19 protein-coding genes are annotated in these 16952 nt (G+C 68.3%); 17 read left to right on the forward strand and 2 right to left on the reverse strand.

Translation table 11 applies throughout. The features are described 5' to 3' along the window. Positions 1–15: 15 nt before the first annotated feature. Positions 16–465 carry an OsmC family protein gene (locus tag L880_RS0128310; protein WP_019576466.1) on the reverse strand — a complete coding sequence of 150 codons (450 nt, stop codon included), beginning with the start codon at positions 463–465 and terminating at the stop codon, positions 16–18. Positions 466–771: 306 nt separating this feature from the next. Between L880_RS0128310 and ilvA the strand changes: the two genes are divergently transcribed. Genes ilvA through L880_RS33835 form a run of 3 tightly spaced genes read left to right on the forward strand, consistent with a single transcriptional unit; the run spans position 772 to position 3765 of the window. Continuing rightward, entirely contained in the window at positions 772–2331 is a 1560-nt protein-coding gene (ilvA, locus tag L880_RS0128315; protein ID WP_027478460.1) for a threonine ammonia-lyase, biosynthetic, read from the forward strand. A 22-nt stretch (positions 2332–2353) separates the two neighbouring features. After that, positions 2354–3169, forward strand: coding sequence for an adenosylcobinamide-GDP ribazoletransferase (locus tag L880_RS0128320; RefSeq protein ID WP_027478461.1), 816 nt, complete (start codon positions 2354–2356; stop codon positions 3167–3169). Next, complete coding sequence (locus tag L880_RS33835) at positions 3166–3765, forward strand: histidine phosphatase family protein (protein ID WP_043330841.1); 600 nt, start codon at positions 3166–3168, stop codon at positions 3763–3765. The genes L880_RS0128320 and L880_RS33835 overlap by 4 nt, the downstream gene beginning before the upstream one ends. Here the strand turns inward: L880_RS33835 and L880_RS0128330 are convergent. Next, positions 3752–4216, reverse strand: coding sequence for a type II secretion system protein N (locus L880_RS0128330; RefSeq protein ID WP_043330843.1), 465 nt, complete (start codon positions 4214–4216; stop codon positions 3752–3754). The two genes, L880_RS33835 and L880_RS0128330, sit on opposite strands and share 14 nt — an antisense overlap. Before the next feature lie 81 nt (positions 4217–4297). Here L880_RS0128330 and gspG point away from each other — a divergent pair, with 81 nt between their 5' ends. The 14 genes from gspG to L880_RS0128400 all read left to right on the forward strand — a co-directional run bounded on the left by gspG (position 4298) and on the right by L880_RS0128400 (position 16873). After that, a complete protein-coding gene (gene gspG, locus L880_RS0128335) occupies positions 4298–4738 on the forward strand; it encodes a type II secretion system major pseudopilin GspG (RefSeq protein ID WP_019576461.1) in 441 nt (146 codons plus the stop codon). Between the two features lie 44 nt (positions 4739–4782). Then, positions 4783–5229: a prepilin-type N-terminal cleavage/methylation domain-containing protein gene (locus L880_RS0128340; protein WP_027478464.1), complete on the forward strand. Its 447-nt coding sequence runs from the start codon at positions 4783–4785 to the stop codon at positions 5227–5229. After that, entirely contained in the window at positions 5226–5603 is a 378-nt protein-coding gene (gspI, locus tag L880_RS0128345) for a type II secretion system minor pseudopilin GspI (RefSeq protein ID WP_027478465.1), read from the forward strand. Before L880_RS0128340 ends, gspI begins: the two co-directional genes overlap by 4 nt. Before the next feature lies 1 nt (position 5604). Then, positions 5605–6348, forward strand: coding sequence for a PulJ/GspJ family protein (locus L880_RS0128350; protein WP_027478466.1), 744 nt, complete (start codon positions 5605–5607; stop codon positions 6346–6348). Beyond that, positions 6345–7337, forward strand: coding sequence for a type II secretion system minor pseudopilin GspK (gspK, locus tag L880_RS0128355; protein WP_051443647.1), 993 nt, complete (start codon positions 6345–6347; stop codon positions 7335–7337). Before L880_RS0128350 ends, gspK begins: the two co-directional genes overlap by 4 nt. Before the next feature lie 75 nt (positions 7338–7412). Next, positions 7413–8660, forward strand: a complete 1248-nt coding sequence (gene gspL, locus L880_RS0128360; RefSeq protein ID WP_027478468.1) for a type II secretion system protein GspL — start codon at positions 7413–7415, stop codon at positions 8658–8660. Beyond that, positions 8657–9265: a type II secretion system protein GspM gene (gene gspM / locus L880_RS0128365; protein WP_027478469.1), complete on the forward strand. Its 609-nt coding sequence runs from the start codon at positions 8657–8659 to the stop codon at positions 9263–9265. Before gspL ends, gspM begins: the two co-directional genes overlap by 4 nt. 21 nt (positions 9266–9286) lie before the next feature. Continuing rightward, positions 9287–10126, forward strand: coding sequence for a type II secretion system protein N (gene gspN, locus L880_RS0128370; protein ID WP_027478470.1), 840 nt, complete (start codon positions 9287–9289; stop codon positions 10124–10126). A gap of 1 nt (position 10127) precedes the next feature. Next, on the forward strand, positions 10128–12362 hold the full coding sequence (gspD, locus tag L880_RS33840) for a type II secretion system secretin GspD (protein ID WP_051443648.1): 2235 nt from the start codon (positions 10128–10130) through the stop codon (positions 12360–12362). Positions 12363–12370: 8 nt separating this feature from the next. Next, complete coding sequence (locus L880_RS0128380; protein ID WP_027478471.1) at positions 12371–13759, forward strand: GspE/PulE family protein; 1389 nt, start codon at positions 12371–12373, stop codon at positions 13757–13759. 55 nt (positions 13760–13814) lie between these two features. Next, complete coding sequence (locus tag L880_RS0128385) at positions 13815–14039, forward strand: AbrB/MazE/SpoVT family DNA-binding domain-containing protein (RefSeq protein WP_027478472.1); 225 nt, start codon at positions 13815–13817, stop codon at positions 14037–14039. A 9-nt stretch (positions 14040–14048) separates the two neighbouring features. Continuing rightward, positions 14049–14441, forward strand: coding sequence for a type II toxin-antitoxin system death-on-curing family toxin (locus L880_RS0128390; protein ID WP_027478473.1), 393 nt, complete (start codon positions 14049–14051; stop codon positions 14439–14441). A 51-nt stretch (positions 14442–14492) separates the two neighbouring features. Further along, positions 14493–15719 (forward strand): type II secretion system inner membrane protein GspF, encoded by a 1227-nt coding sequence (gene gspF / locus L880_RS0128395; RefSeq protein WP_027478474.1) that lies wholly within the window; start codon positions 14493–14495, stop codon positions 15717–15719. A 245-nt stretch (positions 15720–15964) separates the two neighbouring features. Further along, entirely contained in the window at positions 15965–16873 is a 909-nt protein-coding gene (locus L880_RS0128400) for a 5'-nucleotidase (protein ID WP_027478475.1), read from the forward strand. Positions 16874–16952 lie beyond the last annotated feature (79 nt).

The raw sequence follows: 16952 nt of genomic DNA on the forward strand, positions 1-16952 counted from the left end.
CCGCGGCAAGCGGGCTCAGACCTCGACGAGGTCGAACCCGGTGGTGATTTCGGCGGTCTTGCCCAGCATGATGCTGGCCGAGCAGTATTTGTCGTGGCTCATGGCGATGGCCCGCTCGACCGCAGCTGCAGGAATGCCCCGACCGGTCACCGTGAACTGCATGTGGATCTTGGTGAAAACCTTGGGATCGGTGTCGGCGCGCTCGCTGCTGAGCTTGACCGAGCAACCCCGCACATCGTGGCGACCGCGCTTGAGGATCAGCACCACGTCATAGGCGGTGCACCCACCGGTGCCTGCCAACACCATTTCCATGGGGCGAGGCGCCAGGTTCTGCCCACCGTTCTCGGGCTTGGCCGCATCCGGCGCGCCATCCATGACCACGGCGTGGCCGCTGCCGGTTTCCGCCACAAAGCCCATGCCCGAACGCGTGCCTGCCGCGCCGGTCCAACTCACTGTGCATTCCATCAAGTCACCTCATAAATTCCGCTAATTACCCATCAATCTTGCTACTACTTTCGAGCAGGCAGCAAGTTGATACAAATTCCTTGTTGCATCGCAACAAATTATCGCTACACTTCCTACATCGCGTAACGAACTCTGTTCTTCACGCACCGATTGTCTCCTCCACCTCCTCCTTTGGTGGATTTAGCCCCGAGTCTCACGACTCGGGGCTTTTTTCTTGGTGCCCTATGATCTGGGCCCGCCCGGGGGCTTTCCTGACGTCAGATGCGGCCAGTCTGAGGCCCCGCGCGATCTACACTCTCAAGCGCCATGACCGTCAAAGCACTCAAACCGGCCGATTACCTCAAAAAAATTCTCACCGCCCGCGTCTATGACGTCGCCGTCGAGTCCGCGCTGGAGCCCGCGCGCAACCTCAGCAAGCGTTTGCACAACACCGTGCTGCTCAAGCGTGAAGACCAGCAACCGGTCTTCAGCTTCAAGCTGCGCGGGGCCTACAACAAGATGGCCCACCTCACGCCTGAGCAACTCAAGCGTGGGGTGATTTGCGCCTCCGCCGGCAACCATGCCCAAGGCGTGGCGATGAGCGCTCGCAAACTGGGCACCCGGGCCGTGATTGTGATGCCCACCACCACCCCCCAGCTCAAGATCGACGCGGTGCGCGGCCTGGGCGGCGAGGTGGTGCTGCACGGCGACAGCTACTCCGATGCCTATGGCCACTCCGTCGAACTCGAAAAAAAGCAGGGCCTGACTTTTGTCCACCCCTTCGACGACCCCGATGTGATCGCCGGCCAGGGCACCATCGCGATGGAAATACTGCGCCAGCTGCAAGGCCTGGGCTCGCGGCGCCTCGATGCGGTGTTCGTGGCCATCGGCGGCGGCGGCCTGATTTCGGGCGTGGCCAATTACATCAAGGCGGTTCGCCCGGAGATCAAGGTGATCGGCGTTCAGATGAACGATTCGGACGCCATGATGCAGTCGGTGAGCGCCAGGAAGCGTGTCACGCTGCCTGACGTGGGCCTGTTCTCGGACGGTACCGCCGTCAAGCTGGTGGGCGAGGAAACCTACCGCGTGGCCAAGAACCTGGTGGACGACTACATCGCCGTCGACACCGATGCCGTGTGCGCCGCCATCAAGGACATCTTTGTCGACACGCGCAGCATCGTCGAGCCGGCCGGCGCCCTGGCCGTGGCCGCCATCAAGCAGTACGTGGCCACCCACAAGACCAAGGGCGAGACCTATGCCGCCATCCTGTGCGGCGCCAACATGAACTTCGACCGCCTGCGCTTCGTGGCCGAGCGTGCCGAAGTGGGCGAGGAGCGCGAGGCCCTGTTTGCCGTCACCATCCCTGAAGAGCGTGGCAGCTTCCGCCGCTTCTGCGAAACCGTGGGCAACCTGCCCGGCGGCCCGCGCAATGTGACCGAATTCAACTACCGCATCAGCGACTCGGCCCGTGCCCACGTGTTTGTGGGGCTGACCACCACCGGCCCGGGCGAATCGACCAAGATCGCCAGGAACTTCAAGAAACAGGGCTTTGAAGCCCTGGACCTGACGCACGACGAACTGGCCAAGGAGCACATCCGCCACATGGTGGGCGGCCATTCGGCCCTGGCCCAGGACGAGCGCCTGCTGCGCTTTGTCTTCCCCGAGCGCCCAGGCGCCCTGCTGAAGTTCCTGAGCCTGATGAAGCCCAACTGGAACATCAGCCTGTTCCACTACCGCAACCAGGGCGCCGACTATGGCCGGATTCTCGTCGGCCTGCAGGTGCCTGCGGCCGATCACAAGGCCTTCGACCGCTTCCTGGCCAGCCTGGGCTACCCCTGCATCGAGGAAACCCAGAACCCGGTCTACCGCATGTTCCTGCAGCAATGAAGCGGCTGCCACGGCACCAGGCATGACGGGATTGCGCCACTGGCTGCTGGCCGTCCAGTTCTTCACCCGCATTCCGGTCACGGGGCGGCTGGCGGACTGGGTGGGCTACAGCCCGGCCATGCTGCGCGCCAGCGCGGCCCACTTCCCCTCCATCGGCTGGCTGGCCGCAGCCCTGGCCGCGGCCACTTGGTGGGCCCTGAGTGCCATCCTGGGCCCCCAAACAGGCACGCCCCTGGTGGCCGCCGTGGGGGCCACCCTGGCCACCATCCTGATGACCGGCGGCTTCCATGAAGACGGCCTGGCCGATGTGGCCGACGGCCTGGGCGGCAGCTACGACCGTGAGCGGGCACTGGACATCATGAAGGACTCGCGCGTCGGCGCCTTCGGCGCCATGGCGCTGCAGCTGGCCCTGCTGGCCAAGGTGGCCCTGCTGGCCTGGCTGGGACACAGCGGCCTGAACAACACCCTGGCCGCCCTGCTGCTGGGGCATGTGCTGTCGCGCTTCTGGCCCCTGATCCTGGTGCGCCAGTTGCCCCATGTGGGGGACACGGCCCGCTCCAAAAGCAAGCCGCTGGCCGACCAGATCAGCGCAGGCGCACTGACAGTGGCCGGGCTGTGGTGCCTGCCCCCCTTGGCGCTGTGCGCCTGGGCTTTCGGCCCAGCCTTCGTGGGCGCCGCCCTGCTGGGGAGCGCACTGGCACTGGGTTGGATGTGGCGCCTGTTTGCCCGTCGCCTGCAAGGCTTCACAGGCGACTGCCTGGGAGCCACCCAACAGGTGTGCGAACTGGCCTGCTACCTGGCCCTGGCCTGCACCCTGGCCCACCCAGGGCTGACATGAAGCTCTGGCTGGTGCGCCACGCCCGCCCCATGGCGGCAGAGTCGCTGTGCTACGGACGGCTGGAGATCGAGGTCGACCCTGCCCAGACCGCCGAACTGGCCACAACGCTCGCGCGCCAGCTGCCCGCAGGCGCTGATGTGCGCGTATCGCCGCGGCAAAGATGCGAAAAGCTGGCGCAACAATTGTGCAAAGCCAGGCCGGATCTGATAGCCCGCACCGATCCCGATCTGGCCGAAATGGATTTCGGCACCTGGGAAGGCCAGCGCTGGGACGCCCTGGGCGCCGCCGCGCTCGAGGCCTGGGTGCAGGACTTCGGCCGGTACCGACCGGGCGGCGGGGAAAGCGTGAACGAGGTGATGCGCCGGGTGGCCCAGGCGCTGCAACGCACCCGGACGGAGACGTCGTCTGCGGGCCATGCCGTCTGGCTCACCCATGCCGGGGTGATCCGGGCCGTGCACCTGCTGCGCCAGGGGGTTCAGACCCTGCACGAAGCGCGGGATTGGCCCAGCCACACCATCGGCTACGGCCAGATCGAATGCTTCGAACTGGACCCGCCCAGCCCGGGTCAGGATCAGGCGCCGGTCAAGGCTTCTTGAGCGTCGGCAGCTCCAGCGTCAGCGTGGGCGCGGCATCGCGCGAGGGGCCCAGCAAGGCACGGCGGCGATCCACCGCCAGCAACACCACGCCATCTTCCAGCGTGGCCCCCACCCGGTAGGGGTGGGCGGGCTTGCCGTCCACCGAGATCAGGGCGGCGCCCCATTGATGACCATCCGCCACCACACCGATCAGGCTCAGGCGACTGGCCAGCGCGGGCGCCCCGGGCAGCGCCGCCACAGGGCCCTGGGTGGCCCCCAGAAAACGGGCCACCGCGGCCGGGTCGGCCTCGAGCGTGGTGCCCGCGGCCACCTCGACCGAGGGCACCGGCGCCGGTTGAGCCAGCCTCAGGCCCCAGAACACGGCCGACGCCGCGGCCAGCGCCCAGACTGTAAAGGACGAGCCGCGGATCACCCAGCGCTGGGCCGGGGACAAGGTCGAAGATGTCATCATGCGCGGATTATGATTCAAGCGATTCCGAGTTCTTCAAGTTCTGCTCTTCCAGCCCAACCGGTGTTTTTGCCCACTTCGCCCATGAACCGATCCCTCAACCACCTTCGCCGTCGCGTCCAGGCCGGCTTCACCCTCATTGAACTGATGGTGGTGCTGGTCATCATCGGCGTGCTGGCCGCGCTGATCGTGCCCAACGTGCTGGACCGGGCCGACGACGCCCGCGCCACGGCCGCCCGCACCGACGTGAACAACCTGGTCCAGGCCCTCAAGCTGTACCGCCTCGACAACCAGCGCTACCCCACGGCCGAACAAGGCCTGCGTGCCTTGATCGCCCGCCCCACCACGGCCCCGGTGCCGCCCAACTGGAAGCCCTACCTCGAAAAGCTGCCCAACGACCCCTGGGGCCGTCCTTACCAGTACCTGAACCCGGGCATCAAGGGTGAGATCGACGTGATGTCCTTCGGTGCCGACGGCCAATCCGGTGGCGAGGGCAAAGACGCCGACATCGGCAGCTGGCAGTGAACACCGCCGGGGTGCCTGCCGCAGCACCCTTGCCGACCGCCCCCATGAACACCCTGGCGACCGCAGGGCGCCTGCCACGAGGCTTCACGCTGATCGAGTTGCTGATCGTCATCAGCATCATGGCCCTGGCCAGTGCCGGCGTCTCGATGGCCCTGCGCGACAACAGCCAGACCCAGCTCGAGCGTGAGGCCCAGCGCCTGGCCGCCCTGCTGGACACGGCCCGGGCGCGCTCGCGCGCCAGCGGCGTGGCCGTGCAATGGGTGCCCACCCCGCAAGGCTTCACCTTCACCGGCCTGCCCGAGGGCTCGATGCCGCAGCAATGGCTGTCGCCCGGCACCCAGGCACTGCCCACGCAAGGGCGCCTGAACCTGGGCCCCGAACCCGTGATCGGCCCCCAGCAAGTCACCCTGGTCAACAGCGAAGCCCCCGGACGCAGCCTGCGCCTGGCCACCGATGGCCTGCGCCCCTTCACCGTCAGCAGCGAGCCATGACACCCATCCAGCGCCCCGGCCGGACCCAGGGCTTCACCCTGATCGAAGTGATGGTGGCCCTGAGCATCGTGGCCATCGCCCTGCTGGCGGGCGCCCAGGCCAGCTCCGCCCTGACACGCAACGCCAGCCGCCAGGTCGACACCCTGCTGGGCCACCTGTGCGCCGAAAACGAACTGGTGAAGACACGCCTGTCGCGCCAGATGCCCAGCGTGGGCGACAGCGACCTGAGCTGCGAACAGGGCGGCCGTGTCCTGCCGGTGCATGTGACCGTGCGCGCCACCCCCAACCCCAGCTTTCGCCGGGTCGACGTGCAGACCTTCAACGAGGACGGCCAACCCGTGGTCCGGCTCTCCACCGTGGTGGGGCGCTATTGACATGAAAAGCGCACGGCACCGCCTTTCGCCTCCCGGGAGCCGACACCGCCCCCGGGGCTTCACCCTGGTCGAGCTGCTCATCGCCCTGTCGGTGATGGCCATCATGGCCTTGCTGAGCTGGCAGGGCCTGGACGGCATGATGCGCACCCTGCGCCAGACCGACCAGCACAGCGAGCAGACCCTGGCCCTGCAGTCGGGCCTGGGCCAGTGGCAGGCCGACCTGGAATCCCTGGTCGACCTGCCCGACATCACCGCCATCGACTGGGACGGCCGGGTGCTGCGCCTCACCCGCCAGGGCCCGCCCAGCCAGCCCGATGCCACCCTGGTGGTGGGCTGGACCCTGCGCAACCCGGGCGCTGGTGGCCAATGGCTGCGCTGGCAGTCGCCCCCGCTCAGCACCCGGGGCGACTGGCAGAACGCCTGGCAGATGGCCGCCCTGTGGGGGCAGAACCCCGACCAGACCCAACGCCAGCGCGAGGTGCTCATCACCGCTGCCAACGACTGGCAGATCTTCTATTACCGACAGGACGCCTGGACCAACCCCATGTCCAGCGATGCCAGCACCAGCCCAGGCGGCAACACAGGCACCCCACCCACCCCGGATGGCAAGGCAGCGGATGGCCGAGGCGACAGCAAACTGCCCCAGGGCGTGCGCCTGGTCATCACGCTGGCCCCAGGCCAGGCCGTGTCGGGGCGCATCACGCGCGACTGGGTGCGCCCCATCCTGGGCGGAGACAAGTCATGAGCCCGCGCCACCAGCCCCCCGGCCCCCTCCACACCTTGGCGGCACGGCAGCGCGGCGCCGCCCTGCTGGCCGCCATGCTCACCGTCACCCTGGTCGCCACCCTGGCCGCGGGCGCCTTGTGGCAGCAATGGCGCGCCGTCGAGGTGGAAAGTGCCGAGCGCGCCCGCGTGCAATCCAGCTGGATCCTGACCGGGGCGCTCGACTGGTCGCGCCTGATCCTGCGCGAAGATGCCCGCAGCGGCGGCCCCGACACCTTGTCCGAGCCCTGGGCCATTCCGCTGCAGGAAGCGCGGCTGTCCAGCTTCCTGGCCGCCGACCAGAGCAACACAGCCAGCGACGACAAGGACCTCACCGAGGCTTTTCTGTCGGGCGCCATCACCGACCAGCAAGGCCGCCTCAACCTGCAGAACCTGATCAACAACAAGCAGCTCAGCGAATCCGCGCACCGCGCCACCAGCAAGCTGTTTGACCTGCTGGGCCTGCCCGAAGCCCAGCTCACCACCCTGGAGCAGAACCTGCTGCTGGCCCAGAAAGCCCAGGAAACCAGCGCCCCCCTGCCCGCCCAGCGGCTCGACCAGTTGCTCACCTACGGCCTCAGCGCCAGCACCCTGGCCCGCCTGCGCCCCTATGTCACCCTGCTGCCCGAGCGCACCCCGGTCAACCTCAACACCGCGCCCGCCGAGGTGATCTACGCCAGCGTGCGCACCCTGGACATGGCCACCGCGCAGCGCGTGGTCACGCAACGCACCCGCACCCCCTTCAAGGCCATCAGCGATGCCGGCGCCCTGATGGGCGACGCCGCCAGCCAGCTCAGCGAGGCCGAGCACAGCATCAGCAGCCGCTATTTCGAGGTGCTGGGCCGGTTGCGCCTGGGCGACACCCGGGTGCAGGAGCGCTCTCTGGTGCGCCGCACCAACATGGAGGTTCAAACCCTGTGGCGCGAACGCGGTCAATTCGATACCGTGGCGTCCAACCCGACGCCACCCTGAACCCACCCGCACGGCCCGTGCGGCTGCCGCCGAACCTTCACATCTCCTCTCTACAATGGGCCGCCACAATCTCCCATGAGCACCCTGATCGTCTACCTGCCCGATGGCGCCCCTGGCGCCAGCACCGAATGGGCCTACCTCCTCACGCCCGATGGCCGCACCGTGCTGCAGCAGGGCACGGCCACGGCCGCGCTGCTGCCTCAACCCACGCGGCCCGTCGAGGTGGTGGCCGTGGTGCCACTGCATCAGCTCTCGTGGCAGCCCGTCGAGCTGCCGCGCGGCACCGGCCCGGGCAGTGCGCGCCTGCAGGCGGTATTGGAGGGCTTGCTGGAAGAGCGCGTGCTGGACGAGCCCAACCAGTTGCACCTGGCCCTGGGCCCGGCGCCCGAGGCCGGCCGCCCGCAATGGGTGGCCGTGTGCAACCGGGCCTGGCTGGGTGCGGCCCTGCAGGCCCTCGAAGCCGCGGGCCGCAGTGTGACCCGCATCGTCCCCGAACTCTGGCCCGCCCCCCACGCCGAGGCCACCCCGGTGCTGCGCGCCGTGCAGGCGGCCAACCCCGACGAACAAGGCCCGCGCTGGGTGCTGACCGGGCTTGACGCCCACAGCCCCGTCATCAGCTGGCCCCTGAATGGGCTCGTCGACAGCCCGCAGCCCGTCTTGCCCGCCCTGCCCGAAGGCACCCGGCTGTGCGCCGAACCAGCCCTGGCCCAGCAAGCCGAAGCCCTGCTGGGCCAGGCCGTCACCCTCGAGCCCCCGGCCACCCGCTGGCTCGAGGCCGCGGCCGGCCCCTGGGAACTGGCCCAGCAAAGCTTTGCCAGCAGCCAGCGCAACCGCCTCACCCGCCAGGGCGTGCGCGCCCTGCAAGCCGTCTGGCAAGCCCCCGCCTGGCGCCCGCTGCGCTGGGGGGTTGCGGCCCTGCTGCTGGCCCAGTTGGCAGGCCTGAACGCCTGGGCCTGGAAGGAAAGCCAGAACCTGCGCCAGCGCGAAGCCGACATCCGCCAGACCCTGACCCGCACCTTCCCCTCGGTCACCGTGGTGGTCGATGCCCCGGTGCAGATGGCCCGCGAGGTCAGCGCCCTGCGCCAGGCCGCTGGCCAGGCCGCCGGCAACGACTTTGAAACCCTGATCGCCGCCCTGGCCCTGGCCCTGCCCCCCGGGCGCCAGGCCAGCCACATCGACTATGCCAACGGCGAACTGCGCCTGCGCGGCCTCAACCTGAGCGCCGAAGAAACCGAGCAGACCCGCGAACGCCTGCGCCAGCGTGGCTATGCCGGTCAGCCTGAAGGCGAGCAATGGATCGTCCGCCAGGAGGCCCGCCCATGACCCCCCAAGCCCTGAAAAAAGCCCTGCAGCAACGCTGGCAGACCCTGGCCCCGCGCGAACGCCAGGCCCTGATCGCTGCCGCCCTGGTGGTCGCAGCGGCCCTGTTCTGGTGGGTGGGTCTGGCCCCGGCCCTGCGCACCCTGCGCAACACCGAAGCCCGCCAGCAGGGGCTGGACGCCCAATGGCAGCAGATGCAGAGCCTGCAAAGCCAGGCCCGCGAACTGCAGCAACAAACCCGGCTGTCGCGCCAGGAGGCCCTGCAGGCGCTGGAGTCCAGCGTGCGCCAGCGCCTGGGCACGGGCGGCCAGCTCACGGTGCAGGGCGAACGCGCCACCCTGGTGCTCAAGGCTGTGCCCGCCACCGCCTTGGCGCAGTGGTTGAGTCAGGCCCGGGCCAATGCCCGCGTGCTGCCCGCCGAGGTGCGCCTGAGCCGCAGCAACGGGGCGCCCCCCGCCAACGCCAACGCCAACGCCAACGCCAACGCCAACAACAACAACAACAACAACAACAACAACAACAACAGCTTACCCGCCGGCAAACCAGCCCCCACCGTGGCCGAACCCGCCTGGGACGGCAGCCTGGTGCTCGCCCTGCCCCCGGCCTGAGCGCCTGCTGCTTCAGTTCCCATGCGCCTTCGCTCCCCACTGACGCCCACCACTGCCCGCCCCCGCCGGGCCGGGGCCCTGGCGCGCACCCCCTCCCCCGGCCGGCGCTGGGCCTGGGCCGGTGCGCTGTGCGGCGCCCTGCTCAGTGCCGTGCTGGGCGCGCCGGCGCGCTGGCTGGCCGACGCCGTGCAACAGCTCAGCCATGATCAGGTGCAACTGCTGCTGCCCCGTGGCACGGTGTGGAACGGCTCGGCGCAGCTGGTGCTGACCGGCGGCAGCGGCAGCCAGGACCGCAGCACCCTGCCCGGGCGCCTGCAATGGCAGCTTCAGCCCTCGCTGCAGGGGCTGGGCCTGTCGCTCAGCCTGCCCTGCTGCACCGAGCCCACCCTGCAGATCCGGCTCAGCCCGAACTGGGGCGGCGCCACGGTGCAGGTGCAAGATCACCACTCCCACTGGCCGGCCGCATTGCTCAACGGCCTGGGCACGCCCTTCAACACCTTGCAGGTGCAGGGCCGGCTTGAGCTGGCCAGCCAGGGCCTGCAGCTGCAGTGGATCGCAGGCCGCGCCCACCTGGACGGCCAGCTGCAGATCGAGGCCCGCGACGTCTCCTCACGCCTGTCCACCCTCAAGCCGATGGGCAGCTACCACGTCACCCTGCAAGGCGGCGACAGCCCCACCCTGCAGTTGAAAACCGGGGAGGGCAGCCTGCTGCTCGAAGGCCAGGGCCAGTGGGTGGGTTCGCGCCTGCGCTTCGAAGGCGCGGCCCAGGCGGCCCCCGAGCACGAAGCGGCACTGGACAATCTGCTGAACATCATCGGGCGCCGCCGTGGCGCGCGCTCCATCATCACCTTGGGCTCTTGACATGACACACCCGACCCGCACCGTCGTTCGACTGGCCTGCCTCTCGCTGGCCACCAGCATCCTGCTGGGCGCCGTGCCCGCCGTGGCGCAAAACACGGCCTCGCCCAAACCCGGCGAGCCGGTGACCCTGAACTTCACCAACGCCGAGATCGAAGGCGTGGCCCGCACCCTGGGCGTGATCACCGGTCGCAATCTGGTGATCGACCCCCGGGTCAAGGGCACCCTCACCCTGACCAGCGAAAAGCCGGTCTCGCCCGCCGTGGCCTGGGAGCAGTTCCTGGCCACGCTGCGCCTGCAGGGCTTCACCGTGGTCGAGGCCAGCGGCCTGTACAAGGTGGTGCCCGAGGCCGAGGCCAAGCTGCAGGGCGGCCCCGTGACCATCTCCAGCAGCGAGACCGACAAGCGCAGCCCCGCAGGCAGCCAGATCGTGACCCAGATCTTCCGGCTCAACTACGAGACCGCCAACAACCTGGTGCCCGTGCTGCGCCCCCTGATCAGCCCGAACAACACGATCAACGTCAACCCTGGCAACAACTCGATCATCATCACCGACTACGCCGACAACCTGCAGCGCCTGGCCCGCATCATCGCCTCGATGGATGTGCCCAACGCCAGCGATGTCGACGTGATCCCGCTGCGCCATGCGCTGGCCAGCGACCTGGTGGTGCTGGTCAACCGCCTGATCGACCCGGGCAGCGGCGCAGCCGGTGCGGCGGCCCAAGGCCAGGCCGACACCTCGTTCAAGACCACGCTGCTGGCCGAACCGCGCAGCAACAGCCTGATCCTGCGCGCCGCCAACCCGGCCCGGGCCGCGCTGGTGCGCTCGCTGGTGGCCAAGCTGGACCAGCCCAACGCCAGCGGTGGCGCCTCGGGCAACATCCATGTGGTCTACCTGAAGAACGCCGACGCCACCAAGCTGGCCACCACCTTGCGCGCCGCTCTGGTGGCCGCCAGCGGCGGTGCCGGCAGCACCGGCGCGCTGACCGGCAGCACGGGCACCTCCCTGTCCAGCGGCAACCTGGGCACACCGGGCAGCACCACAGGCAGCACGACCACGGGCAGCACCAGCGGCCTGGGCAGCGGTGTTTCCAGCAGCTTCGGCAACAGCGCCCAACCCTCCACCGGCGGTCAGATCCAGGCCGACCCGGCCACCAACTCGCTGATCATCTCGGCCCCCGAGCCGCAGTACCGGCAGCTGCGCGAGGTCATCGACCGGCTCGACGGCCGCCGCGCCCAGGTGCTGGTGGAAAGCCTGATCGTCGAGGTCAACGCCAACAAGGTGGCCCAGTTCGGCGTGCAGTGGCAAGGCCTGCTGGGCAGTGCCGGCGGCACCGTGGGCCTGCTGGGCACCAACTCCGGTGCGGCCGGCGCCAACATCCTGAGCCTCTCCACCCAGGCCCTGGGCTCGGTGCTGCCAGGCAACGGCTTCAACTTCGGCATCGGCAGCAAGATCAACGGGCAGTATGTGCTGGGCTTTCTGGCCCAGTTCCTCGAGAACAACGGCGACGGCAACGTGCTGTCCACCCCCAACCTGCTGACCCTGGACAACGAAGAGGCCAAGATCGTGATCGGCCAGAACGTGCCCTTCGTGACCGGCACCTACACCAGCACCAACAACAGCACCAGCACGGTCAACCCGTTCCAGACCGTGGAGCGCAAGGACGTGGGCCTGACGCTGAGGGTGAAGCCCCAGATCAGCGAAAACGGCACCGTCAAGATGGCCATCTACCAGGAGGTGTCGAGCATCGACGCCTCGACCAAGAAGGACACCAACGGGCCCACCACCAACAAGCGCTCCATCGAGTCGAATGTGCTGGTCGACGACGGCTCCATCGTGGTGCTGGGCGGCCTGATGCAGGACGAATACTCCGGCTCGGCCGACAAGGTGCCCTTGATGGGCGACCTGCCCGTGGTGGGCAACCTGTTCAAGAGCGAGAACCGCACGCGCAAAAAGACCAACCTGATGGTCTTCCTGCGTCCGGTGGTGGTGCGTGACGCGGCCGATGCCGACGCCATCACGGCCGGTCGCTACGACAGCCTGCGCGGCGTGCAGCAGACCGTGCAGCCCACGCCCAACGCCATGCTGCCCAGCGTGACCGGTGCGCCGGTGCTGCCGGCCCTGAACGGCAAGGAAACGGCCAAGGGAACCGCCAGGGACAGCGCCAAAGAGGGCGCCCAGGCCCCGGCCAGCAACCTCAGCACCGACACCCAGCCCGCCACCGACAAGAAGCCCTGACCCCCGCCATGCGCTACCCCTTGCCCTACGCTTTTGCGCGCACCTTCCAGCTGCTGCTGGAGGACGACGGCCAACGCTGCACCCTGGTGCGCGCCGGCAACTCCGACGAGGCGGCCTGCACCGAGGTGATGCGACGCCATGCCGTGCACGCCTTGCAAAGCCTGGAGCCGCAGGCGCTGGCCCAGCGCATCTCGGCGGCCTATGCCCAGGGTGAGTCGAGCGCCGCCAGCGTGGTCAGCGAGGTCGAATCCGACGCCGACCTGTCGCGCATCATGCAAGAGCTGCCCGCGGTGGAAGACCTGCTGGAAACCTCGGACGATGCGCCCATCATCCGCATGCTCAACGCCTTGCTGACCCAGGCCGCGCGCGACGGCGCCAGCGACATCCACATCGAGCCCTACGAACGCCACTCCAGCGTGCGCTTCCGGGTGGACGGCACGCTGCGTGAGGTGGTCACGCCCAACCGGGCGCTGCACGCGGCCCTGATCTCACGCCTGAAGATCATGGCCGACCTCGACATCTCCGAAAAACGCCTGCCGCAAGATGGCCGCATCAGCCTGCGCCTGGGCACCCGCGCCATCGATGTGCGTGTGTCCACCCTGCCCAGCGCGCATGGCGAACGCGCCGTGCTGCGCCTGCTCGACAAGAGCGAAAGCAAGCTCAGCCTCGAATCGGTGGGCATGCAGGGCGAGGTGCTGGCCCGCTTCGAGAAGCTGATCGGCCAGCCGCACGGCATCATCCTGGTCACCGGGCCCACCGGCTCGGGCAAGACCACCACGCTGTACGCGTGCCTGCAAAGGCTGGACGCCACGCAGAGCAACATCATGACGGTGGAAGACCCCATCGAATACGAGCTGGCCGGCGTGGGCCAGACCCAGGTCAACGCCAAGATCGACCTGACCTTTGCCAAGGCCTTGCGCGCCATCCTGCGGCAAGACCCGGACGTGATCATGATCGGCGAAATCCGCGACTTCGAGACCGCCCAGATCGCCATCCAGGCCTCGCTCACCGGCCACCTGGTGCTGGCCACCCTGCACACCAACGATGCCGCCAGCGCCATCACCCGCCTGACCGACATGGGGGTCGAGCCCTTCCTGCTGTCGTCCTCGCTGCTGGGGGTGCTGGCCCAGCGCCTGGTGCGCAAATACTGCAGCCATTGCCACGGCGCCGGTTGCGAACACTGCGGCCACACCGGCTACGCCGGCCGCACCGGTGTGTTCGAACTGCTGGTGACCGACGAAGCCATCCGCGCCCAGATCCACGGCCAGGCCGCCGAAGCCGACATCCGCCACGCCGCCCTGGCCTCGGGCATGACGCTGATGCGTGACGACGGTGAACGCCTGATCGCCGCCGGCATCACCTCGCGTGAAGAGGTGTTGCGGGTGACACGGGATTGAGTTGACAAGCACAGGTCGCCAACTAATATAACCAACGTTATAACAAAGGACTGCCATGCACACGCTCAAACTCACCCAGGTCGGCAACTCAGTCGGCGTCATCCTGCCCAAAGAGATCCTGGCCAAGCTCGACCTGCAAAAAGGCGATGAGATCTACCTGACCGACTCGCCCGACGGCCTGCGCATCACCACACACAACCCCGAGTTCGAGGCTCAGATGAAACTGGCACGCGAAATCATGCGTGACCGCCGCGCCGTGCTTCATGAACTGGCCAAATAAAGGCCGGCCATGAAAAGCCCGATCTGGCTGGATCCAGAAGTCATCGTGGCCATCCACGAAGCGCAACTGAGAGAACATGGGGGCATGGCGGGAACCCGGGATGCTGGCCTGTTGACATCCGCCTTGGCGCGCCCAGCCAACCTGATGGCCTATGGCACGCCCGACGCCTGTGCGCTGGCAGCGGCCTATGGGTACGGCCTTTCGCGCAACCACCCCTTTCTGGACGGCAACAAGCGCACTGGGTTTGTGGCCACCGAACTGTTTCTGCGACTCAACGGATATGACCTGATCGCCACCGACGCCGACTGCGTTCTGACCATGCTGGCCGTGGCGGCAGGCGACATCACCGAAGACGATTTCGCCGCCTGGCTGCGCCAGCACGTGCAACCGTCATCGCGCTGAGACAGCGCCCACAGCCCTTTTTCTCGCTCCAGCCTCGCGCCCTCGCCCCCGATGCCCGCCTACTCCTTCGAAGCCGTCGACCCCCAAGGCCAGCCCCGCAAAGGCGTGATCGAGGCCGACACGGCCCGTGCCGCCCGCAGCCAGCTGCGGGCCCAATCCCTGGTGCCGCTGTCGGTCGAGCCCGTCAAGGGCAGCCAGGCCGATGCCGATGGGGTGCACCGGCGCGGCCTTTTCGGCAAGCGCGTGTTCAGTTCCACCACGCTGGCGATCTGGACGCGCCAGCTGGCCGGACTGGTCAGCTCGGGCCTGCCGCTGGAGCGGGCCCTGACCGCCATGGCCGACGAGGCCGACAGCGAATCGCAACACCACCTGGTGGCCAGCCTGCGTGCCGAGGTCAATGCCGGCGCCTCGTTCGCCCGGGCCCTGGCGCAGCACCCGGGCGAGTTCTCGGACATCTTCACCGCCGTGATCGCCGCCGGCGAGCAAAGCGGCCACCTGGGCATGGTGCTGGAGCGCCTGGCCGATGACCTGGAAGAGCGCCAGGCCCTGCGCAGCAAGCTGATCGGCGCGGCCTTGTACCCGGCCATCGTGACCTGTGTGGCGGTGGTCATCGTGCTGTTTTTGGTGGGCTACGTGGTGCCCCAGGTGGCCAATGTGTTTGCCGGCACCAAGCGCGCCCTGCCCTTGCTGACCCAGATCATGCTGGGCGTGAGCGAGCTGGTGCGCCACTGGGGCTGGCTGATCGGCCTGATGCTGGTGCTGCTGGGCGGGCTGAGCCGCTACCTGCTGACGATCGAGGCCTGGCGCCTGCGCTTTGACGCGGCCTGGCTCACCTTGCCCCTGGTGGGCAAACTCAGCCGCGGCTACAACGCGGCGCGCTTTGCCAGCACCCTGGCCATGTTGGCCGCGGCCGGCGTGCCCATCCTGCGTGCGCTGCAGGCCGCCGCCGAGACCGTGTCCAACCGCGCCATGCGGGCCGATGCCCTGGATGCCCTGGTGCTGGTGCGCGAGGGAGCGCCCCTGGGCTCGGCCCTGGCGCAGAAAAAACGCTTCCCGGGCCTGGTGGCCATGTTTGCCCGTCTGGGCGAGCAGACCGGGCAGTTGCCGGTGATGCTGCAACGCGCCGCGGTGCAGCTCTCCACCGAAGTGCAGCGCCGCGCCATGCAACTGGCCACCATCCTTGAGCCCTTGCTGATCGTGGGCATGGGCCTGATGGTGATGTTGATCGTGCTGGCGGTCTTGATGCCCATCATCCAGCTCAACCAGTTCGTGAAGTAGTTGGCCCCCACGGTCGTGCACTTCGTGTCACTCCCACGTGCGGCCGCGAGACGCGGACGCTCTTCGCCCTGTCCAGCCCTGCGCAGGCAGGCCTGGAGCCGCAGGACTCAGCCCCCCAAGGGGGCCGCAGGCCGCCTTGGGGCGGCCCGGCGCCGGGCTGACCTCTTCGTTGCAGGCCCAAGCTGATCCAGCATCGAGGCAGGTGCTTTGGTTCAGAATGAGTGGGTCAACTTGGGAGGTGGTGCATGCCGGTTTCATTGGAAGGGCAATTGGTGGTGGCGATTTCCTCGCGGGCGCTGTTCGACTTCGAGGAAGAGAACCGGATTTTCGAGCAGGGCGATGACCAGGCCTACATGCGGCTGCAGCTGGAGCGGCTGGAGCAGCCCGCGCGGCCGGGGGTGGCGTTTTCGCTGGTGCAGAAGCTGTTGGCCTTCAACCAGCCGGGGCGCCAGTTGGTCGAGGTGGTGATGCTGTCGCGCAATGACCCAGTCAGCGGGATGCGGATCTTCCGCTCGGCGCAGGCCGGGGGCATTCCGATGCAGCGCGGTGTGTTCACGCAGGGGCGTGATCCGTTCCGCTACCTGCGACCGCTGGGGGCGCACCTGTTCCTGTCGGCCAACGAGAGTGACGTGCGCCAGGCCCTGGCCATGGGGTTTCCGGCGGCCCGGGTGCTGACCGAGTCGGTGCAGGCCAGCAACAGCCACCCGACCGAGGTGCGCATCGCCTTCGACGGGGACGCGGTGCTGTTCTCTGACGAGGCAGAGCGTGTCTTCCAGAGCCACGGCCTGGACGCCTTTCAGCAACACGAACGCAGCAAGGCCAGCCACCCGCTGCCCGACGGCCCGTTCAAACCCCTGCTGGCCGCGCTGCACCACCTGCAGCAAGCGGGCACGGCGCACATGCGCATCCGCACCGCCCTGGTCACGGCCCGCAGCGCCCCGGCGCACGAGCGCGCCATCCGCACGCTGATGGACTGGAACATCGCGGTGGACGAGGCCATGTTTCTCGGCGGGCTCGAAAAAGGCGGCTTTCTGCGTGAGTTCGAGCCCGACTTCTTCTTTGACGACCAGACCGGCCACGTCAATTCGGCGGCGCGCCATGTCCCCGCCGGGCATGTCAACAGCGGTGTGTCCAACCCACCGCCCGCCGCCTGAACGCAGGCGCCCCGCGGGGTGAAGCCTCTGTAAAGGCCGCGTAACACTGCGAAAAACCAGCCGCCATGGTGAGACCTCA

This window comes from Curvibacter gracilis ATCC BAA-807, assembly GCF_000518645.1.
GTDB lineage: Bacteria > Pseudomonadota > Gammaproteobacteria > Burkholderiales > Burkholderiaceae_C > Curvibacter > Curvibacter gracilis.

What these genes read in the sequence shown, in the direction of transcription:
- L880_RS33835 (WP_043330841.1), top strand. Translation starts at nt 3,166, where the DNA reads ATGAAGCTCTGGCTGGTGCGCCACGCCCGCCCCATGGCGGCAGAGTCG.
- L880_RS0128390 (WP_027478473.1), top strand. Translation starts at nt 14,049, where the DNA reads ATGAAAAGCCCGATCTGGCTGGATCCAGAAGTCATCGTGGCCATCCAC.
- L880_RS0128340 (WP_027478464.1), top strand. Translation starts at nt 4,783, where the DNA reads ATGAACACCCTGGCGACCGCAGGGCGCCTGCCACGAGGCTTCACGCTG.
- gspN (WP_027478470.1), top strand. Translation starts at nt 9,287, where the DNA reads ATGCGCCTTCGCTCCCCACTGACGCCCACCACTGCCCGCCCCCGCCGG.
- gspL (WP_027478468.1), top strand. Translation starts at nt 7,413, where the DNA reads ATGAGCACCCTGATCGTCTACCTGCCCGATGGCGCCCCTGGCGCCAGC.
- L880_RS0128330 (WP_043330843.1), bottom strand. Translation starts at nt 4,216, where the DNA reads ATGATGACATCTTCGACCTTGTCCCCGGCCCAGCGCTGGGTGATCCGC.
- L880_RS0128310 (WP_019576466.1), bottom strand. Translation starts at nt 465, where the DNA reads ATGGAATGCACAGTGAGTTGGACCGGCGCGGCAGGCACGCGTTCGGGC.
- gspK (WP_051443647.1), top strand. Translation starts at nt 6,345, where the DNA reads ATGAGCCCGCGCCACCAGCCCCCCGGCCCCCTCCACACCTTGGCGGCA.
- L880_RS0128320 (WP_027478461.1), top strand. Translation starts at nt 2,354, where the DNA reads ATGACGGGATTGCGCCACTGGCTGCTGGCCGTCCAGTTCTTCACCCGC.
- L880_RS0128380 (WP_027478471.1), top strand. Translation starts at nt 12,371, where the DNA reads ATGCGCTACCCCTTGCCCTACGCTTTTGCGCGCACCTTCCAGCTGCTG.
- gspG (WP_019576461.1), top strand. Translation starts at nt 4,298, where the DNA reads ATGAACCGATCCCTCAACCACCTTCGCCGTCGCGTCCAGGCCGGCTTC.
- ilvA (WP_027478460.1), top strand. Translation starts at nt 772, where the DNA reads ATGACCGTCAAAGCACTCAAACCGGCCGATTACCTCAAAAAAATTCTC.
- gspM (WP_027478469.1), top strand. Translation starts at nt 8,657, where the DNA reads ATGACCCCCCAAGCCCTGAAAAAAGCCCTGCAGCAACGCTGGCAGACC.
- L880_RS0128350 (WP_027478466.1), top strand. Translation starts at nt 5,605, where the DNA reads ATGAAAAGCGCACGGCACCGCCTTTCGCCTCCCGGGAGCCGACACCGC.
- L880_RS0128385 (WP_027478472.1), top strand. Translation starts at nt 13,815, where the DNA reads ATGCACACGCTCAAACTCACCCAGGTCGGCAACTCAGTCGGCGTCATC.
- gspI (WP_027478465.1), top strand. Translation starts at nt 5,226, where the DNA reads ATGACACCCATCCAGCGCCCCGGCCGGACCCAGGGCTTCACCCTGATC.
- L880_RS0128400 (WP_027478475.1), top strand. Translation starts at nt 15,965, where the DNA reads ATGCCGGTTTCATTGGAAGGGCAATTGGTGGTGGCGATTTCCTCGCGG.
- gspD (WP_051443648.1), top strand. Translation starts at nt 10,128, where the DNA reads ATGACACACCCGACCCGCACCGTCGTTCGACTGGCCTGCCTCTCGCTG.
- gspF (WP_027478474.1), top strand. Translation starts at nt 14,493, where the DNA reads ATGCCCGCCTACTCCTTCGAAGCCGTCGACCCCCAAGGCCAGCCCCGC.